The sequence below is a fragment of the Streptomyces sp. NPDC096136 genome (assembly GCF_044763325.1).
Taxonomy (GTDB): domain Bacteria; phylum Actinomycetota; class Actinomycetes; order Streptomycetales; family Streptomycetaceae; genus Streptomyces.
Genome location: NZ_JBIWFZ010000038.1, coordinates 17,460 through 33,000, shown reverse-complemented (window position 1 = coordinate 33,000; position 15,541 = coordinate 17,460). Strand labels below are relative to the sequence as shown.

Genomic DNA, 15,541 nt, shown 5'->3' with positions numbered 1-15,541 from the left:
TCCACGTGCGCCGAGTGCGAGGCGTAGTCCACAGGCACCTGACGCGCCCGGATCCCCTCCCCCTGCGCCTCGGCCACGAACGCCACCACAGCATCGGCATCACCAGCGACGACCGTGCTCGACGGCCCGTTCACCGCCGCCACACCCAGCCGACCCGTCCAGCCCTTCAACCGCTCCTCGACCTCGGCCAGTGGCAACGGAAGGGAAGCCATCCCGCCCAGCCCCGCCAGCTCACGCCCGATCACCGCAGCACGCAACGCCACCACCCGGGCGGCATCCTCCAACGACAACGCACCCGACACCGCGGCAGCCGCGATCTCACCCTGAGAATGCCCCACCACCGCATCCGGGACCACGCCCAGCGAACGCCACATCTCCGCAAGGGAGACCATCACCGCCCAGGTCACCGGCTGGACCACATCCACCCGGTCCAGAGAGCGACCCTCCCTGACGACCTCCACCGCGTCGAAGTCCACGAACGGGGCGAGGGCGTCCGCGCACTCCCGCAGCTTGGCGGCGAAGACGGGCGAGGACTCCAACAGCCCCGCACCCATCCCCACCCACTGCGTCCCCTGCCCCGGGAACACCAGCGCCACCCGCCCGGTCTCCCCGGCGACGCCGTGCACCGCCGACCGTTCCAGGCGGGTCAGGAGTTCCTCGCGGTCTCCGGCCAGGACCACCGCGCGGTGGCCGAAGACCGTGCGGGTGTCGGCGAGGGTGTGGGCGACGTCGAGGAGGTCCAGCTCCGGGGTGTGCTCGACGTGGGCGCTGAGCCGGGCCGCCTGGTCGCGCAGGCCCTCGCCGGTGCGGCCGGAGACGACCACCGGGACGACCGGCGGCCGCGCGCGCACGGCCTGCGCCCCGGCCGGCGCCGGGGCCTCCTCCAGCACGAGGTGGGCGTTGGTGCCGCCCATGCCGAACGAGGACACGCCGGCGAGCCGCCTGCGCCCCTCGGGCTCGGTCCACGGCTCCAGCGCGGTCTGGACGCGCAGGTTCAGCGCGTCGAGCGGGATGTCCGGGTGCGCGCTCTCGTAGTTGAGGCTCGGCGGGAGCTCGCCCTCGCGGACGGCGAGGGCGGCCTTCAGGAAGCCGACGAGGCCCGCCGCGCCCTCCAGGTGGCCGACGTTGGTCTTGGCGGAGCCCACGGCGAGGGGTGAACCGGCGCGCACCGCGCCGAGGACGGCTCCGAGGGCGGCGGCCTCGACGGGGTCGCCGGCGCGGGTGCCGGTGCCGTGGAGTTCGACGAGCCCGACCCGCGCCGGGTCCGCGCCGGCGCGCTCGTAGGCCTCGCGCAGGACGGCCTCCTGGGCCTCCCGGTCGGGGGTGGTCAGGCTCGGGCCGCCGCCGTCGTTGTTGACGGCCCCGCCCCTGACGACGCAGTGGACGCGGTCCCCGTCGGCGAGGGCCCGGGCGAGCGGCTTGAGGACGACGGCCGCGCCGCCCTCGCCGCGTACGTAGCCGTTGGCGCGGGCGTCGAAGGTGTGGCAGCGGCCGTCCGGGGAGAGGGCCCCCATGAGTTCCATGAGGGTGGTGCTGTCCTCGGTGAGGATCAGGTTGACCCCGCCGACGACGGCCAGGTCGGTCTCCCCGCGCCGCAGGCTCTCGCAGGCCAGCTGGACGGCGACGAGGGAGGAGGACTGGGCGGTGTCGACGGCCATGCTGGGGCCGCGCAGTCCGAGGAAGTGGGAGAGCCGGTTCGCGGCCATCGCCCGGTGCCGCCCGGCGGCGCTGTGGCCGCCCGCGCCGCCGGCGCGGCCCGCGAGGGTGGCGTAGTCGTCGGAGGCGATGCCGACGTACACGCCGGTGCGGGTGCCGGAGAGCCGGGCGGGGAGGAGTCCCGCGTCTTCCAGGGCCTCCCAGCCGAGTTCGAGGACCAGGCGCTGCTGCGGGTCGGTGGCGGCGGCCTGTGCGGCGGTCATCCCGAAGAATTCGGCGTCGAAGTCGCCGTGGTTCTCCAGGGCGGCGCGCCAGGTGCCGTCCTCCTGCCGCGAGACGGAATTCCGACCGTCCCTCAGCAGGTGCCAGAATTCCTCGGGCGTGGCCGCACCGGGCAGTCTGCAGGCGAGCCCGACGACGGCTATGCCGTTATCACCAACGTACTGCTCACCCGTCTTGGGGGTCATCGATTCTCCATGGCCAGAGATGAAATGCGATATTCCCGGTCACGGAAATTCGCGAAAAGTCGGCGGGCGGTCACCAGGTGACCGGGAGCTCCACGAGGCCGCGCACCAGCATTCCCTCGTGCCAGGCCAGGTCCTCCTGGGGGACGGCGAGGCGCAGTGCGGGGAGCCGGGTGGTGAGGGCTTCGAGCGCGCACTGGAGTTCGGCGCGGGCCAGCGGGGCGCCGAGGCAGAAGTGGGGGCCCTGGCCGAAGGCGAGGTGGGGGTTGGCGGGGCGGTCCAGGACGAGGGAGCCGGCGTCCTCGAAGACGTCCTCGTCGCGGTTGGCGGAGGCGAGGGAGTAGACGACGGCCTCGCCGGCGCGGATGGTGACGCCGCCGATCTCGACGTCCTCGGTGGCCACGCGGCTGGGGCCGACGCTGGACCACAGGGGGACGGTCCGCAGGAGTTCCTCGACGGCGGAGGGCACCAGTGCGGGCCGGGCGCAGAGTTCCTCCCAGCGGGCGCGGTCGCCGCCGAGCAGCAGGGCGACCTGGCCGGCGAGCTGGCCGGCGGTGGTCTCGTGGCCTCCGATGAGCATGCCCCCGACGAGCATGAGCAGTTCGTCGCCGCTGAGCTGTTCGCCTTCGTCCTGGGCTTCGATCAGGGCGCTGAGCAGGTCGTTCTCGGGCCTTTCGCGGCGCTTGGCGACGTAGCCGCGCAGGTAGTCGCCGTATTCCTCGGCGGCCGCGGCGACCTCTTCCTCGGTGTGGCGGCTGGCCGACATGAGGGCTTCGGTGAAGGTGCGGAAGATGTGCCGGTCGTCGTGGGGGATGCCGAGCATCTCGCAGATGACGGCGGTGGGCAGCGGCAGGGCGAGGCGCTGGACGAGGTCGGCGGGGCCGCCGTCGGCGACGAGTCCGTCGATCAGCCCGTGGGTGATCTCGGCGATGCGCGGGCGCAGTTCGGCGACGCGGCGGGCGGTGAAGGCGCGGGAGACGAGGCGGCGCAGCCGGGCGTGGTCCTCGGGGGGCATGCCCATGAGGCCGACGGAGTCGAGGGCCCGGGGCGCGGCGCGGGGGACGTCCCGGTCGGCGCCGGCGTGCATGCTCAGGCGGGGGTCGGCGGAGGCCTTCTTGACGTCCGCGTGACGGGTGAGGAGCCAGGCTTCGCCGCCGTAGGGCATGCGGACCCGCACGACCGGCTCGGTCTTCCGGAGTTCGGCGTAGGCCGGGTCGAGTTCGAGGTCGACGCGGTCACCGAAGGGATAGGTCCGGACGGCTCCTGCGGCGGCATGAGGGCAGGTCATGGCTGGATCTCCTCTGAAGCACGGGCCCTGTCACCCAACAACAGTGCGGTGGGCGTGCCGCGAGGGGGCCGGGGACTATGTCAACTAACCCGGAATTCCCGCGAAAACTCCAGGGGGAATTGAGTGGCGGTCCACGGCGATTTTAGCGGGGCGCGGCAGGGCCGTGGAACGTCCGGAGAGCGGACGGACACTATGTCAACTCCGTACTTGCGCCCGGACTGCCGGTGCATTTAATTTCCATTGCATCGTTTCAAGATTCGAAAGGCTGCCTCGATGGCGCATATCGCCTTCTTCATCCTCCCTGCGGCGGGTCATGTGAATCCGACGCTGTCGGTCGCCCGGGAGCTGGTGGCGCGCGGCCACCGGGTCAGCTACGCCCTGTCGGAGAACTACGGCGAGCGCGTGCTCGCGACGGGTGCGGAGTTCCTTCCGTACCCGATGGACCAGGACGAGTTCCTGGACACGATGGTGCCGCAGCAGGACTCCGCGTCGTACACCGACCAGCAGGAGTTCCTGAACATGATGAAGTGGATGCTGGCGCTGACGCAGCAGACGCTTCCGTCGTTCGAGGCGCACTTCGGGGCCCCCGAGAACCGTCCCGACGTGTTCGTGTGCGACCCGTCGTCGTTCTGGAGCGGGCACATCCTGGCGGCGAAGTGGGGGATCCCGGTCATCCGGAGCACGCCCACGTACGTGGCGAACGAGCACTGGTCGCTGCACCCGCCGGTGGACACGGCCGAGGAGCAGCAGGAGGACCCGGAGACGGGCGAGCTGTTCGGGGTCGTCGCGGGGCTGCTGGCGGAGCACGGGGTGGAGAAGGGCATCGGCGAGTTCGCCGACGACGTCCACTCGGGGCCCGCGCTGGTCTACCTGCCGCGGGCGTTCCAGTACGCGGGGGACACCTTCGGCGAGGAGGTCAACTTCGTCGGGCCGTGCACGAGCGCGAACAGCTTCCACGGCGACTGGGAGGCCCCGCGGACGGGCCGGCCGCTGGCGCTGGTCTCGCTGGGCACCCTGTACAACAAGCAGCCGTCGTTCTTCCGCGCCTGTGTGGACGCCTTCGCTGACCTCGACTGGGACGTGGTGATCGCGCACGCGGGCGGGGTGGCCGAGGGCGAGCTGGGCGAGGTGCCGGAGCACATCCGGGTGCACCGGTTCGTGCCGCAGGGCGAGGTGCTGGAGCACGCGGCCCTGATGATCAACCACGGCGGTACGAGCACCGTGCTCCAGGCCGTCTCCGAGGGCGTGCCGGTGATCTCGGTGCCGCAGATGGCGGAGCTGCACGCGACCGCCACGCGCGTCGAGCAGCTGGGCGTGGGCGCCAAGATCCTGCGCAAGGACGTCTCGCCGGAGCTGATCCGCGAGACCGTGCTGGCCGTCGCCGGCGACGAGGGCGTCCGGGCCGCCGTGGCGCGGCTGCGCGGGGAGATCGAGTCCGCGGGCGGTCCCGCCGCGGCCGCCGACGCGATCGAGGGGCTGCTGGTCCCCGTCGCCGCCGGCGCCTGACCGGGCCGCTCCGCGCCGCCCCCGCCGCCCTCCCCGACTCCTGCCGAAACCGAGCTGAGGAAAGCCGACATGACGACACAGACCACTGAGGCCGCCGAGGCCGCCGAGGCTTCCGCGGCCGAGGACGCCGCCGCCCTGGAGGCCGTGGCCGAGGACGGGGCGCAGGCCCCCGAGGAGCCCCCGCACCCGCTGGCGCAGCCGGCGGAGGCGAACGCCGCCCAGCTGCTGGAGTGGTTCAAGAAGGCCCGGGCCGAGGCACCGGTGTTCTACGACTCGACGCGCTACGCCTGGCAGGTGTTCTCGTACGAGGACTACAACACCGTCTCCACCAACCCGCTCGTCTTCTCCTCGGACTTCTCGCCGGTCTTCCCGGTGCCGGAGGAGCTGGCGCTGCTGATGGGTCCGGGCACCTTCGGCGGCATCGACCCGCCGAAGCACGGTCCGCTGCGCCGGCTGGTCGGCCAGGCGTTCACCCCGCGCCGGATGGCGGCGCTGGAGCCGCGCATCGAGGAGATCACCAAGGAGCTCCTCGCCGGACTCGCCGACCGGACCGACATCGACGTGGTCACGGACCTGGCGTACCCGCTGCCGGTGACGGTGATCGCCGAGCTGCTGGGCGTGCCGGCCGCCGACCAGGACCTGTTCCGCGAGTGGGTCGACGTCATCCTCAACAACGAGGGCATGGAGTACCCGAACCTCCCGGACGACTTCGCGGAGACGATGGGCCCGGCCATCAAGGAGTGGGCGGCGTACCTGTACGCGAAGATCGCCGAGAAGCGGGCGGAGCCGACCGACGACCTGATGAGCGGGCTCATCGAGTCCGAGGTGGAGGGCCGCCGGCTCACCGACGAGGAGATCGTCAACATCGTGGCGCTGCTGCTGACGGCGGGCCACATCTCCAGCGCCACCCTGCTCAGCAACCTGTTCATCGTGCTGGACGAACACCCGCAGGCGCAGGCGGAGCTGCGCGCCGACCGGTCGCTGATCCCGGCGGCGGTGGAGGAGACCCTGCGCTACCGCAGCCCGTTCAACAACATCTTCCGGCTGCTGACGCAGGACACGGACATCCTGGGCGTGCCGATGAAGGCCGGCCAGATGGTGACGGCGTGGAGCGCGTCCGCCAACCGCGACGAGACGCAGTTCCCGGACCCGGACGCCTTCGACGTCCACCGGTCCGCGAACAAGCACATGGCGTTCGGCCACGGCATCCACCACTGCCTCGGGGCGTTCCTGGCCCGGATCGAGGCGAAGGTGTTCCTGAACCTGGCCTTCGACGCCTTCGAGTCGTTCACGGTCCACCACGACAAGGCGGAGTTCTACGAGGCGGACCAGCTGACCGCCCGTCACCTGCCGGTCTCCGTCGTCCGCCCGGCCGCCGGCCGGGACGGGAGCTGAGGCCGCAGCCGGGGCGGGACGGTTCGTACCAGGGCAACCAGGGAGCGCGATCGTATGGCGGTGGGCATCACCACGGAAGCGAAGGTGGGCAGGGTCAAACCCTGCGCCTTCATCGACTTGGAGCAGCACAACGACGAGCGCGGCAAGCTGTCCGTCGTCGAGTCCGGATGGACGGCGGGCTTCCCGATCAGACGGGTGTACTACCTGCACGACCTGGATGTCGGATCGTCCCGCGGCGGCCATGCGCACCGGGCGCTGGAGCAGCTGATCATCGCCGTGCACGGGAGCTTCACGATCACCGTGGACGACGGGGTCAACCAGGCGGAGTACGAGCTGAGCGACGCCGGCCGGGGCCTGTACGTCGGGCCGATGGTGTGGCGGGACCTGAGCAACTTCTCGGAGGGCGCGGTCAGCCTCGTCCTGGCGTCACTGCACTACGACGAGGCGGACTACTACCGCGACTACGACGAGTTCCTGGCCGACGCGCGGAAGGGATGGCTGTGACGGCGACCGCCGCGGCCCGCGTGCCCTTCCACGACCTGCGGGACCTGCACGCCCTGGACGGCCTCCAGGAGGAGCTCGACGCGGCGGTGCTGCGGGTGACGCGCTCCGGCCGCTATCTGCTGGGGCCCGAACTGGAGGCCTTCGAGGAGGAGTTCGCCCGCTACTGCGAGGGCGGCCACTGCGTCGGGGTCGGCAGCGGGCTGGACGCCCTGGAGCTGACGCTGCGCGCGCTGGGCGTCGGCGCGGGCGACGAGGTGATCGTGCCCGGGCACACCTTCGTGGCGACCTGGCTCGCGGTGTCCGCGACGGGTGCCCGGCCGGTGCCGGTGGAGCCGGAGGCGGACTCGTACCTGATCGACCCGGCCCGGGTCGAGGCCGCGATCACCCCGCGGACCCGGGCGGTGATGCCGGTGCACACCTACGGGCACCCGGTGGACCTGGACGCGCTGGACGCCGTGACCGCCCCGCGGGGCATCGCGGTCGTCGAGGACGCCGCCCAGGCGCACGGGGCCCGGCACCGGGGCCGGCGCATCGGCTCCCGGTACGCGGCGGCGTTCAGCTTCTACCCGGGCAAGAACCTGGGGGCCCTGGGCGACGCCGGGGCCGTGGTCACCTCGGACGCGGGGCTCGCGGACCGGATCCGGCTGCTGCGCAACTACGGCTCGCGGGTGAAGTACCGGCACGAGGAGCAGGGCACCAACTCCCGCCTCGACGAGGTCCAGGCGGCGGCCCTGCGGGTCAAGCTGCCCCGGCTCGACGCCTGGAACGCCCGCCGCCGCGCGGTCGCCGACGCCTACGCCGAGGGCCTCGCCGGCCTGCCGGGGATCACCGTGCCCGGGGTGCGGGCCTGGGCGGAGCCGGTGTGGCACCAGTACGTGATCCGCTGCGCCGGCCGGGACCGGCTGCGCGCCGCGCTGACGGACGCCGGGGTGGAGAACCTGGTCCACTACCCGGTCGCCGTCCACCGGTCCCCCGCCTACGCCGGTACGGCGCACGGCCCGCTGCCCCTCTCCGAGCGGCTGGCCGCCGAGGTGCTGAGCCTGCCCATGGGGCCGCAGCTGACCGCGAAGGATGTGGAGACCGTCATCTCGGCGGTCCGTGACGCCACGGAGAGCAGTCATGATTGAGGTTCCGACCCTTCCGGGCGTCGCCGCGCTCGGCGCCCACGGGTCCCGCCGCCCGCTCAAGGGCATCGTCCTCGCGGGCGGCAGCGGCACCCGGCTGCGCCCGCTGACCGGGACGCTGTCCAAGCAGCTCCTGCCGGTCTACGACAAGCCGATGATCTACTACCCGCTGTCGGTGCTGATGCTGGCCGGGATCCGCGAGATCCAGATCATCTCGGCCAAGAACCATCTGGAGATGTTCCGTTCGCTCCTCGGCGACGGCTCCCAGCTGGGCCTGGAGCTGACGTACGCGGAGCAGGACGAGCCGCGCGGGATCGCGGAGGCCTTCCTGATCGGCGAGGAGCACATCGGCGACAGCCCGGTGGCACTGATCCTCGGCGACAACGTCTTCCACGGCCCCGGCTTCTCCACCCTGATCCAGCAGGCGGCCCGCCGCCTGGACGGCGCGGAGCTGTTCGGGTACCCGGTGCAGGACCCCGAGCGCTACGGCGTGGGCGAACTGGACTCCGAGGGGCGCCTGGTCTCGCTCGTGGAGAAGCCGGCGGTGCCCCGCTCCAACCTGGCGGTGACGGGCCTGTACCTGTACGGCAACGACGTCGTGGAGATCGCCAAGGGGCTGACGCCCTCGCCGCGCGGCGAGCTGGAGATCACCGACGTCAACCGCGTGTACATGGCGCAGGGCCGGGCGCGCCTGAACGAGCTGGGGCGCGGCTTCGCCTGGCTCGACATGGGCACGCACGACTCGCTGCTCCAGGCCGGCCAGTACGTGCAGCTGCTGGAGCAGCGACAGGGCGAGCGGATCGCCTGCGTGGAGGAGATCGCCCTGCGGATGGGGTTCATCAGCCACGAGCAGTGCTTCGCGCTCGGCCGCGAGCTGGGCGACTCCAGCTACGGCAACTACGTGCGCCAGCTCGCCGGCCGGGCCGCGCGCAGCGGGCGGGCCGACACCCCGGCCGCCTGAGCAACCCGTCCCCCTTTTCCAGAAAGGCCCCTTCGCGATGCGCGTCCTGGTGACCGGAGGTGCGGGCTTCATCGGCTCGCACTTCGTCAGAGAGCTGCTGTCCGGCGCCTACCCGGACCTCGGCGAGGGCGAGGTGGTGGTACTGGACGCCCTCACCTACGCGGGGAACCCCGCCAACCTGGACCCGGTCGCCGGGCACCCTCGGCTGGAGTTCGTCCACGGCGACATCTGCGACGCCGCGCTGGTCGCGGAGCTGATGGCGGGCACCGGCCTGGTGGTGCACTTCGCCGCCGAGTCGCACGTGGACCGGTCGATCGCCGACGCGTCGGCGTTCGTACGGACCAACGTGCTCGGCACGCAGACGCTGCTGCAGGCGGCGGTGGACGCCGGGGTGGGCCGGTTCGTGCACGTCTCCACCGACGAGGTGTACGGGTCGATCCCCGAGGGCTCCTGGCCCGAGGAGCACCCGCTGGCTCCCAACTCCCCGTACGCGGCGTCCAAGGCGTCCTCCGACCTGCTGGCGCTGGCCTTCCACCGCACGCACGGGCTGGAGGTGTGCGTGACGCGCTGTTCCAACAACTACGGGCCGTACCAGTTCCCGGAGAAGGTGGTCCCGCTGTTCACCACCAACCTGGTGGACGGCCTCGGCGTGCCGCTGTACGGGGACGGCGGCAACAGCCGCGACTGGCTGCACGTGGACGACCACTGCCGGGGCATCGCGCTGGTCGCGGTGAAGGGGCGGCCCGGCGAGGTGTACAACATCGGCGGCGGCACCGAGCTGACCAACGCGGAGCTGACCGGGCGGCTGCTGGAGCTGTGCGGGCGGGACGCCTCGGCCGTGCGGCGGGTCGCGGACCGGGCCGGCCACGACCGCCGCTACTCGGTGGACATCGCGAAGATCTCCGCCGAGCTCGGGTACGCCCCGCGCGTGCCCTTCGAGCGGGGGCTGGCCGACACGGTCGCCTGGTACCGGGAGAACCGCGCCTGGTGGGAGCCGCTGAAGGCGGCCGCCGTCCCCTCGGCCGCCGCGACGGGCGGGGGTGGCGCGCGTGCGGATCGATGAGACGGAGCTGCCCGGCGCGTACCGGATCTTCCCGCAGCGGTACGAGGACGAGCGCGGCCACTTCTACGAGACGGCCCGCCACAGCCGGCTGACCGAGGAGACGGGCCTGCCGTTCACGGTCCGCCAGGTCAACAGCTCCGTCTCCCGCCGCGGCACCCTGCGCGGCATCCACGTCGGGGACGTGCCCGGCGACGCGAGCAAGCTGGTCACCTGCGTGCGCGGCTCGATCCTCGACTTCATGGTCGACCTGCGGGTGGGCTCCCCCACCTTCGGCCGGTACGCGATGACCCGGCTCGACGCCGGGGACGGCGTCTCCCTGTACCTGCCCGGCAGCATCGGACACGCCTTCCTCGCCCTGGAGGACGGCTCCTGCGTCACCTACCTGCTGTCCGCCGAGTACGTGCCGGGGGCGATGGTCGACCTCGACGCGCTGGACCCGGACCTGGCCCTGCCGTGGGGGCTGACCGGGCCGCCCGTCCGCTCCCCGAAGGACGCGGCGGCGCCCTCGCTCGCCGAGGTCCTGGCGTCCGGCCGGCTGCCCCGCTACGCCCCCGCCGCACCGCCGCACCCGCGCACCGCGCCGCACTCCTGACGCCAGACCCGCCCGAGGAGCTGATCCGCCCGTGACCACGCCCACCGCCACACGCGCCCCGGCGCCCGTCTCCGACGCGTGGCTGCGCCGCTTCCGCCCGCTCCCGTCCGCGGCCGTGCGGCTGGTGTGCTTCCCCCACGCCGGTGGCTCGGCCAGCTCCTACCTGACGCTGGCCTCCGCCCTCGCGCCGCGGGGCGTCGAGGTGCTGGCCGTGCAGTACCCGGGCCGCCAGGAGCGCCGCTCGGAGCCCTTCGCCCGGAGCGTCGAGGAGCTCGTGGAGGCACTGCTGCCCGAACTGCGGCAGTGGACCGGCCGGCCGTTCGCCCTGTTCGGGCACAGCCTGGGCGCCACCCTCGCCTTCGAGACGGCCCGCCGGCTCGCCGGGCTCGGGGAGCGGCCCGTGCACCTGTTCCTCTCGGGCCGCCGGGCACCGACCGTGCCGCGCCGCGACACCGGGCACCTGCTGGACGACCACGCCCTGATCTCGATGATCGCCCGCTTGCAGGGCACCGAGCCGGCGGTGCTCCGCGACGAGGAGCTGCTGCGGATGGTGCTGCCCGCCCTGCGCAGCGACTACGGGCTGGCCGGCGCGTACCGGTACCGGCCGGGGGAGGCCCTGCGGACGCCGGTGACGGTGCTGACCGGCGACCGCGACCCGAACGTGCCCGTACGGGACGCCTGCCGCTGGTCGGAGGTGGCCGCGGGCCCGTTCGGGGTGTGCGTGCTGCCCGGCGGGCACTTCTTCCTCAACGAGCGCCCGGACGAGGTCCGCGCCGTCATCGAGGGGGCCCTGGCCGATGCCCTCTGAGACCACCGCCGTGCCCCGGGCGGCCGCGGCCGCCGACCGGGCGGACACCGCCCGCCGCGTGCTGCTGTCGGCCCGTACGCCCGACAGCGCGCTCACGCCCGTCGACGGGGTGCCGGGCTGGCTGGCCCGGCAGGCCCGGGCGGGCGACTTCCGGGTGACGCCGGTCCCGTTCGCCGAGCTGCGCGGCTGGTACTTCGAGGAGGGCACCGGCAACCTGCGGCACGAGTCGGGCCGGTTCTTCTCCGTGGAGGGCCTCCACGTGCACGCCGACGGCCTGCCCGCGCGGGGCTGGAAGCAGCCGATCATCGTGCAGCCGGAGATCGGCCTGCTGGGCATCGTCGCGCGGGAGATCGACGGCGTGCTCCACTTCCTGATGCAGGCCAAGATGGAGCCGGGCAACGTCAACACGCTCCAGCTCTCCCCGACCGTGCAGGCCACCCGCAGCAACTTCACCGGAGTGCACCGGGGGCGCGGGATCCCGTACCTGGACCTGTTCCTGGAGCGCGGGCGGGCCCGGGTGCTCGTCGACGCCCTCCAGTCCGAGCAGGCCGACTGGTTCCTCGCCAAACGCAACCGCAACATGGTCGTGGAGGTCGACGAGGACGTCGAGGCGGGCCCGGACTTCCGCTGGCTGACCCTCGGCCAGCTGCTGCGGCTGCTGCGCCTGGACAACGTGGTGAACATGGACACCCGTTCGATCCTCGCCTGCCTGCCGACCGCCGGCGCCTCGGACGGGGACGGCCCCGCCGCACCGGTGCTGCGCTCCTTCCACGACGCGTCGGCGCCCGCCCGGCACACCACCGCGGAGATCCTCAGCTGGCTGACCGGGATCCGCGCCCGGCGGGAACTGGTCCAGCGGCGCGTGCCGCTGGACGAGGTGGCCGAGGACGGCTGGCTGCGCACCGCGCGCGAGATCGGCCACACCGGCGGCCGCCGCTTCCGGGTCATCGGCGCCGACGTCTCCGCCAGCAACCGCGAGGTGGCCTCCTGGAGCCAGCCGCTGATCCAGCCGCAGGTGCCCGGGCTGATGGCACTGGTGGTCAAGCCCGTCGGGGGCGTCCTGCACGCCCTCGTGCAGGCGCGCGTGGACGTCGGCCACCTCAACGTCGCCGAACTCGCCCCGACCGTGCACTGCCGGCCGGCCGACCACACCGGACCGGGCCGCGAGCCGTTCCCGCCGTTCCTCGCGGACGTGCTGGCGGCGCCCTCCGGCCGGGTCCGCTACGACGCGGTGCAGTCCGAGGAGGGCGGCCGCTTCCACCACGCCGAGAACCGGTACGTGATCGTCGAGGCCGGCGAGGACTTCGGCGAGGACCTGCCCGAGGACTTCGCCTGGCTGACCTTCGCCCAGCTCACCGATCTGCTGGCGTACGGCAACCACCTCGACGTCGAGCTGCGCACGCTCGTCGTCTGCGCCCACACCCTGTACTGAACGCCCCCGCTCCGGCCCCGCGGCCCGGAGCCCCGCACTCCGCACCCCGCACCCCCGAGGACGCCCATGCCCGCCCCCCTGCGCCTCGGCCTGCTCGGCTGCGGCGACATCGCCGCCCGCCGCACCCTGCCCGCGCTGGCCCGTACCCCCGGGGCGGCGCTCGCCGCCGTCGCGGCCCGGGACCCCGCGCGGGCGGCCGCGTTCGCGGCCCGCTTCGGCGGGGAGCCCACCGCCTCGTACGAGGAGCTGCTGGCCCGCCCCGACGTCGACGCCGTCTACGTGTGCCTGCCGACGATGCTGCACGCCCCCTGGGCGGAGCGGGCCCTGGAGGCCGGCAAGCACGTCCTGGTGGAGAAGCCCCTGGCGACCAACGGGGCGGACGCGCGGCGGCTGTTCGCGCTCGCCGGGCGGCGGGGGCTGGTGCTGCTGGAGAACTTCATGTTCCTCCACCACGCCACCCAGCGGACGGTCGCCGGGCTGCTCGGCTCGGGCGTCCTCGGCACCGTCCGCGCGGTGTCCGCCGCGTTCACCATCCCGCCCCGGCCGGAGGGCGACACCCGCTACGACCCCGCGCTCGGCGGCGGCGCCCTCCTCGACAACGGGGTCTACCCGCTGCGCGCCGCCCTCCGCCTCCTCGGCACGGACCTCACGGTGGCCGGGGCGGTGCTGCGCCACGACGCACGCCGCGGCGTCGACCTGTCGGGCTCCGCCCTGCTCGCCGCACCCGACGGGGCGACCGCGCAGGTGCGGTGGGGGATGGAGCACCACTACCGGTCCTGGTACGAGGTCCAGGGCAGCGCCGGCACCCTGTCCGTCGAGCACGTGTACACGACGGCGCCCGACCACTCCCCCGCCGTCCTCCTGCGGACCGGCACGGAGGTCACGGAGCTGCGCGTGCCGGCCGAGGACCACTTCGAGGCCGTCCTCGCCTTCTTCGCCGCCGCCGTCGCCTCCCGCGCCGCGACGCGGTCCGGCCTGCCGCTGCTCGACGCGGAGTCGAGGCGGCAGGCCGGGCTGCTGGACGAGGTCCGCCGGGCGGCGCTGCGCGTCAGCGGGTGAGGGCGAGGCCGCCCTCCAGCTCCAGGTGCGAGCCCTGGAACCCGCGGCGCATCCGCCGGTCGTGGGTGACGGTGACCACGGCGCCGGTGTACTGGGCCAGGGCCTCCTCCATCTCCTCCACCAGCAGCGGCGACAGGTGGTTCGTCGGCTCGTCGAGCAGCAGCAGGTCCACCGGGCGGGTCACCAGGCGGGCCACGTCGATGCGGCGGCGCTGGCCCACCGACAGGGAGCCCACCGGCAGTTCCAGCTCCTGCTCCCGGAACAGGCCCAGCGCCAGCAGCTGTTCGGCGTACTCGTCGGGGTGGCCGGGGCGGCCCTCCGCGAACTCGGCGAGGACCGAGCGGCGGGGGTGCTTGGGCGTCTCGTCCTGGCGCAGCCAGCCGATGTGCGCGGCCCTGCGCACGGTGCCCCGGTCGGGTTCGATGTCCCCGGCCAGGACGCGCAGCAGGGTGCTCTTGCCGGCCCCGTTCGGGCCGGTGATCAGCAGCCGTTCGCCCGGCGCGATCGACAGGGCGCCGATCTTCAGCCGGCCGGCCACCTCGACGTCCGCGAGCTCGGTCAGCGGGCCCTGCTCCCCCGCCGGGGCGGAGTCCTCGCCGAGGGCGAGGGAGGCGGTGAAGCGCAGCGGCTCGGGCGGCGGCGGGACGGGGTTCTCGCGCAGCCGGCGCAGCCGCTCGTTGGCGTTGCGGGCCTTGCCGGAGGTGGCCGAGGACGAGGAGCGGGCCCGGTGGTGCTCGGAGCCGCTGAAGGCCCAGGGGCCCTTCTTGGCGATGGCGGCGAGCATCCGGCCGGCGTTCTCGGCGAGCTTCTCCTGGCGGGCGATCTCCTGGAGGTGGTCCTCGTACTCCTGCTCCCAGCGGGCGCGGGCGGCGGCCTTGGCGGTGAGGTAGCCCTGGTAGCCGTTGCCGTACCGGTTGACGGTGTGGGTGTCGGGGTCCACCTCCAGGATGGTGGAGGTCACCGCCTCCAGGAAGGCCCGGTCGTGCGTGATGACGACGACGGTCCCGCGGTGGTCCTGGAGCCGCTTCTCCAGCCAGTCCACGGCCTGGTCGTCCAGGTCGTTGGTCGGCTCGTCGAGGAGCAGCAGCTCGGGGGCGGCGGCCAGGGTGGCCGCCAGGGCGAGGCGGGAGCGCTCGCCGCCGGACAGGGTGTCCACGGCCCGGTCGCGGTCCAGGTGGGGCAGGCCCAGGCCGTGCAGGGCCGCGTCGGCACGGGCGTCCGCCTCGTAGCCGCCGCGCGCCTCGAACTCGGCGAGCAGGTCCCCGTACTCCTCCAGGAGCCGCGGGTCGTCGTCGACGAGGGCGTCCTCCGCCGCGTGGAGGCGGCGCTCCACGTCCCGCAGGTCCGCGAACGCCTGGTCGAGGACGTCGCGGACGGTGGCCCCGGCGGGCAGCTCCAGGCGCTGCGGGAGGTGGCCGACGCCGCCGGGGGCGGTGACGGTCAGCTCGCCGTTGTCGGTGTCCTCCACCCCTGCGATCAGCCGCAGGAGCGTGGACTTGCCCGAGCCGTTGTCGCCGATGACGCCCGCCTTCTCACCGGGTTTGACCGTCAGCGACACCCGGTCCAGCACGACGTGGTCGTCATAGCGTTTGGTGACCTCGTCCAGCGTGAGCTGGGAGTGCACCCGGGACGCGGTGGGTGAGGACATTCGCATGGACATGCTCCTGGTCGTGCGGTCGGTGCGGTCTC

The 15,541-nt window shown here is 73.4% G+C and carries 13 protein-coding genes; 10 read left to right on the top strand and 3 right to left on the bottom strand.

Annotated elements, in window-relative coordinates; translation table 11 throughout:
• The coding region (locus ACIRBY_RS38015) for a type I polyketide synthase (protein WP_403909815.1) at positions 1–2,123 on the bottom strand (2,123 nt) is incomplete at its 3' end.
• Positions 2,124–2,193: 70 nt separating this feature from the next.
• Entirely contained in the window at positions 2,194–3,408 is a 1,215-nt protein-coding gene (locus ACIRBY_RS38010; protein WP_403909812.1) for a cytochrome P450, read from the bottom strand.
• A 273-nt stretch (positions 3,409–3,681) separates the two neighbouring features.
• Here ACIRBY_RS38010 and ACIRBY_RS38005 point away from each other — a divergent pair, with 273 nt between their 5' ends.
• The 10 genes from ACIRBY_RS38005 (at position 3,682) to ACIRBY_RS37960 (ending at position 13,852) form a co-directional block, all read left to right on the top strand.
• The gene (locus ACIRBY_RS38005) at positions 3,682–4,914 is read left to right on the top strand and encodes a macrolide family glycosyltransferase (protein WP_403909809.1); all 1,233 of its coding nucleotides are present in this window, start codon (positions 3,682–3,684) and stop codon (positions 4,912–4,914) included.
• A gap of 69 nt (positions 4,915–4,983) precedes the next feature.
• Positions 4,984–6,309, top strand: a complete 1,326-nt coding sequence (locus tag ACIRBY_RS38000) for a cytochrome P450 (RefSeq protein ID WP_403909806.1) — start codon at positions 4,984–4,986, stop codon at positions 6,307–6,309.
• A 54-nt stretch (positions 6,310–6,363) separates the two neighbouring features.
• Positions 6,364–6,813 carry an FdtA/QdtA family cupin domain-containing protein gene (locus tag ACIRBY_RS37995; protein ID WP_052291064.1) on the top strand — a complete coding sequence of 150 codons (450 nt, stop codon included), beginning with the start codon at positions 6,364–6,366 and terminating at the stop codon, positions 6,811–6,813.
• A complete protein-coding gene (locus ACIRBY_RS37990) occupies positions 6,810–7,940 on the top strand; it encodes a DegT/DnrJ/EryC1/StrS family aminotransferase (RefSeq protein ID WP_403909802.1) in 1,131 nt (376 codons plus the stop codon). Before ACIRBY_RS37995 ends, ACIRBY_RS37990 begins: the two co-directional genes overlap by 4 nt.
• Positions 7,933–8,898: a glucose-1-phosphate thymidylyltransferase RfbA gene (gene rfbA, locus ACIRBY_RS37985; protein ID WP_403909799.1), complete on the top strand. Its 966-nt coding sequence runs from the start codon at positions 7,933–7,935 to the stop codon at positions 8,896–8,898. The genes ACIRBY_RS37990 and rfbA overlap by 8 nt, the downstream gene beginning before the upstream one ends.
• Positions 8,899–8,935: 37 nt before the next feature.
• Complete coding sequence (gene rfbB, locus ACIRBY_RS37980; RefSeq protein WP_403909796.1) at positions 8,936–9,961, top strand: dTDP-glucose 4,6-dehydratase; 1,026 nt, start codon at positions 8,936–8,938, stop codon at positions 9,959–9,961.
• Complete coding sequence (locus ACIRBY_RS37975) at positions 9,948–10,553, top strand: dTDP-4-dehydrorhamnose 3,5-epimerase family protein (protein WP_403909793.1); 606 nt, start codon at positions 9,948–9,950, stop codon at positions 10,551–10,553. Before rfbB ends, ACIRBY_RS37975 begins: the two co-directional genes overlap by 14 nt.
• Positions 10,554–10,584: 31 nt before the next feature.
• Complete coding sequence (locus ACIRBY_RS37970) at positions 10,585–11,361, top strand: thioesterase II family protein (protein WP_403909790.1); 777 nt, start codon at positions 10,585–10,587, stop codon at positions 11,359–11,361.
• The gene (locus tag ACIRBY_RS37965; protein WP_403909787.1) at positions 11,351–12,793 is read left to right on the top strand and encodes an NDP-hexose 2,3-dehydratase family protein; all 1,443 of its coding nucleotides are present in this window, start codon (positions 11,351–11,353) and stop codon (positions 12,791–12,793) included. Before ACIRBY_RS37970 ends, ACIRBY_RS37965 begins: the two co-directional genes overlap by 11 nt.
• A gap of 66 nt (positions 12,794–12,859) precedes the next feature.
• A complete protein-coding gene (locus tag ACIRBY_RS37960) occupies positions 12,860–13,852 on the top strand; it encodes a Gfo/Idh/MocA family protein (RefSeq protein WP_403909784.1) in 993 nt (330 codons plus the stop codon).
• On the opposite strand, the gene abc-f is transcribed toward ACIRBY_RS37960, so the two are convergent.
• Positions 13,842–15,500, bottom strand: coding sequence for a ribosomal protection-like ABC-F family protein (gene abc-f, locus ACIRBY_RS37955; RefSeq protein WP_403909818.1), 1,659 nt, complete (start codon positions 15,498–15,500; stop codon positions 13,842–13,844). The genes ACIRBY_RS37960 and abc-f overlap by 11 nt on opposite strands.
• Between the last annotated feature and the right edge of the window lie 41 nt (positions 15,501–15,541).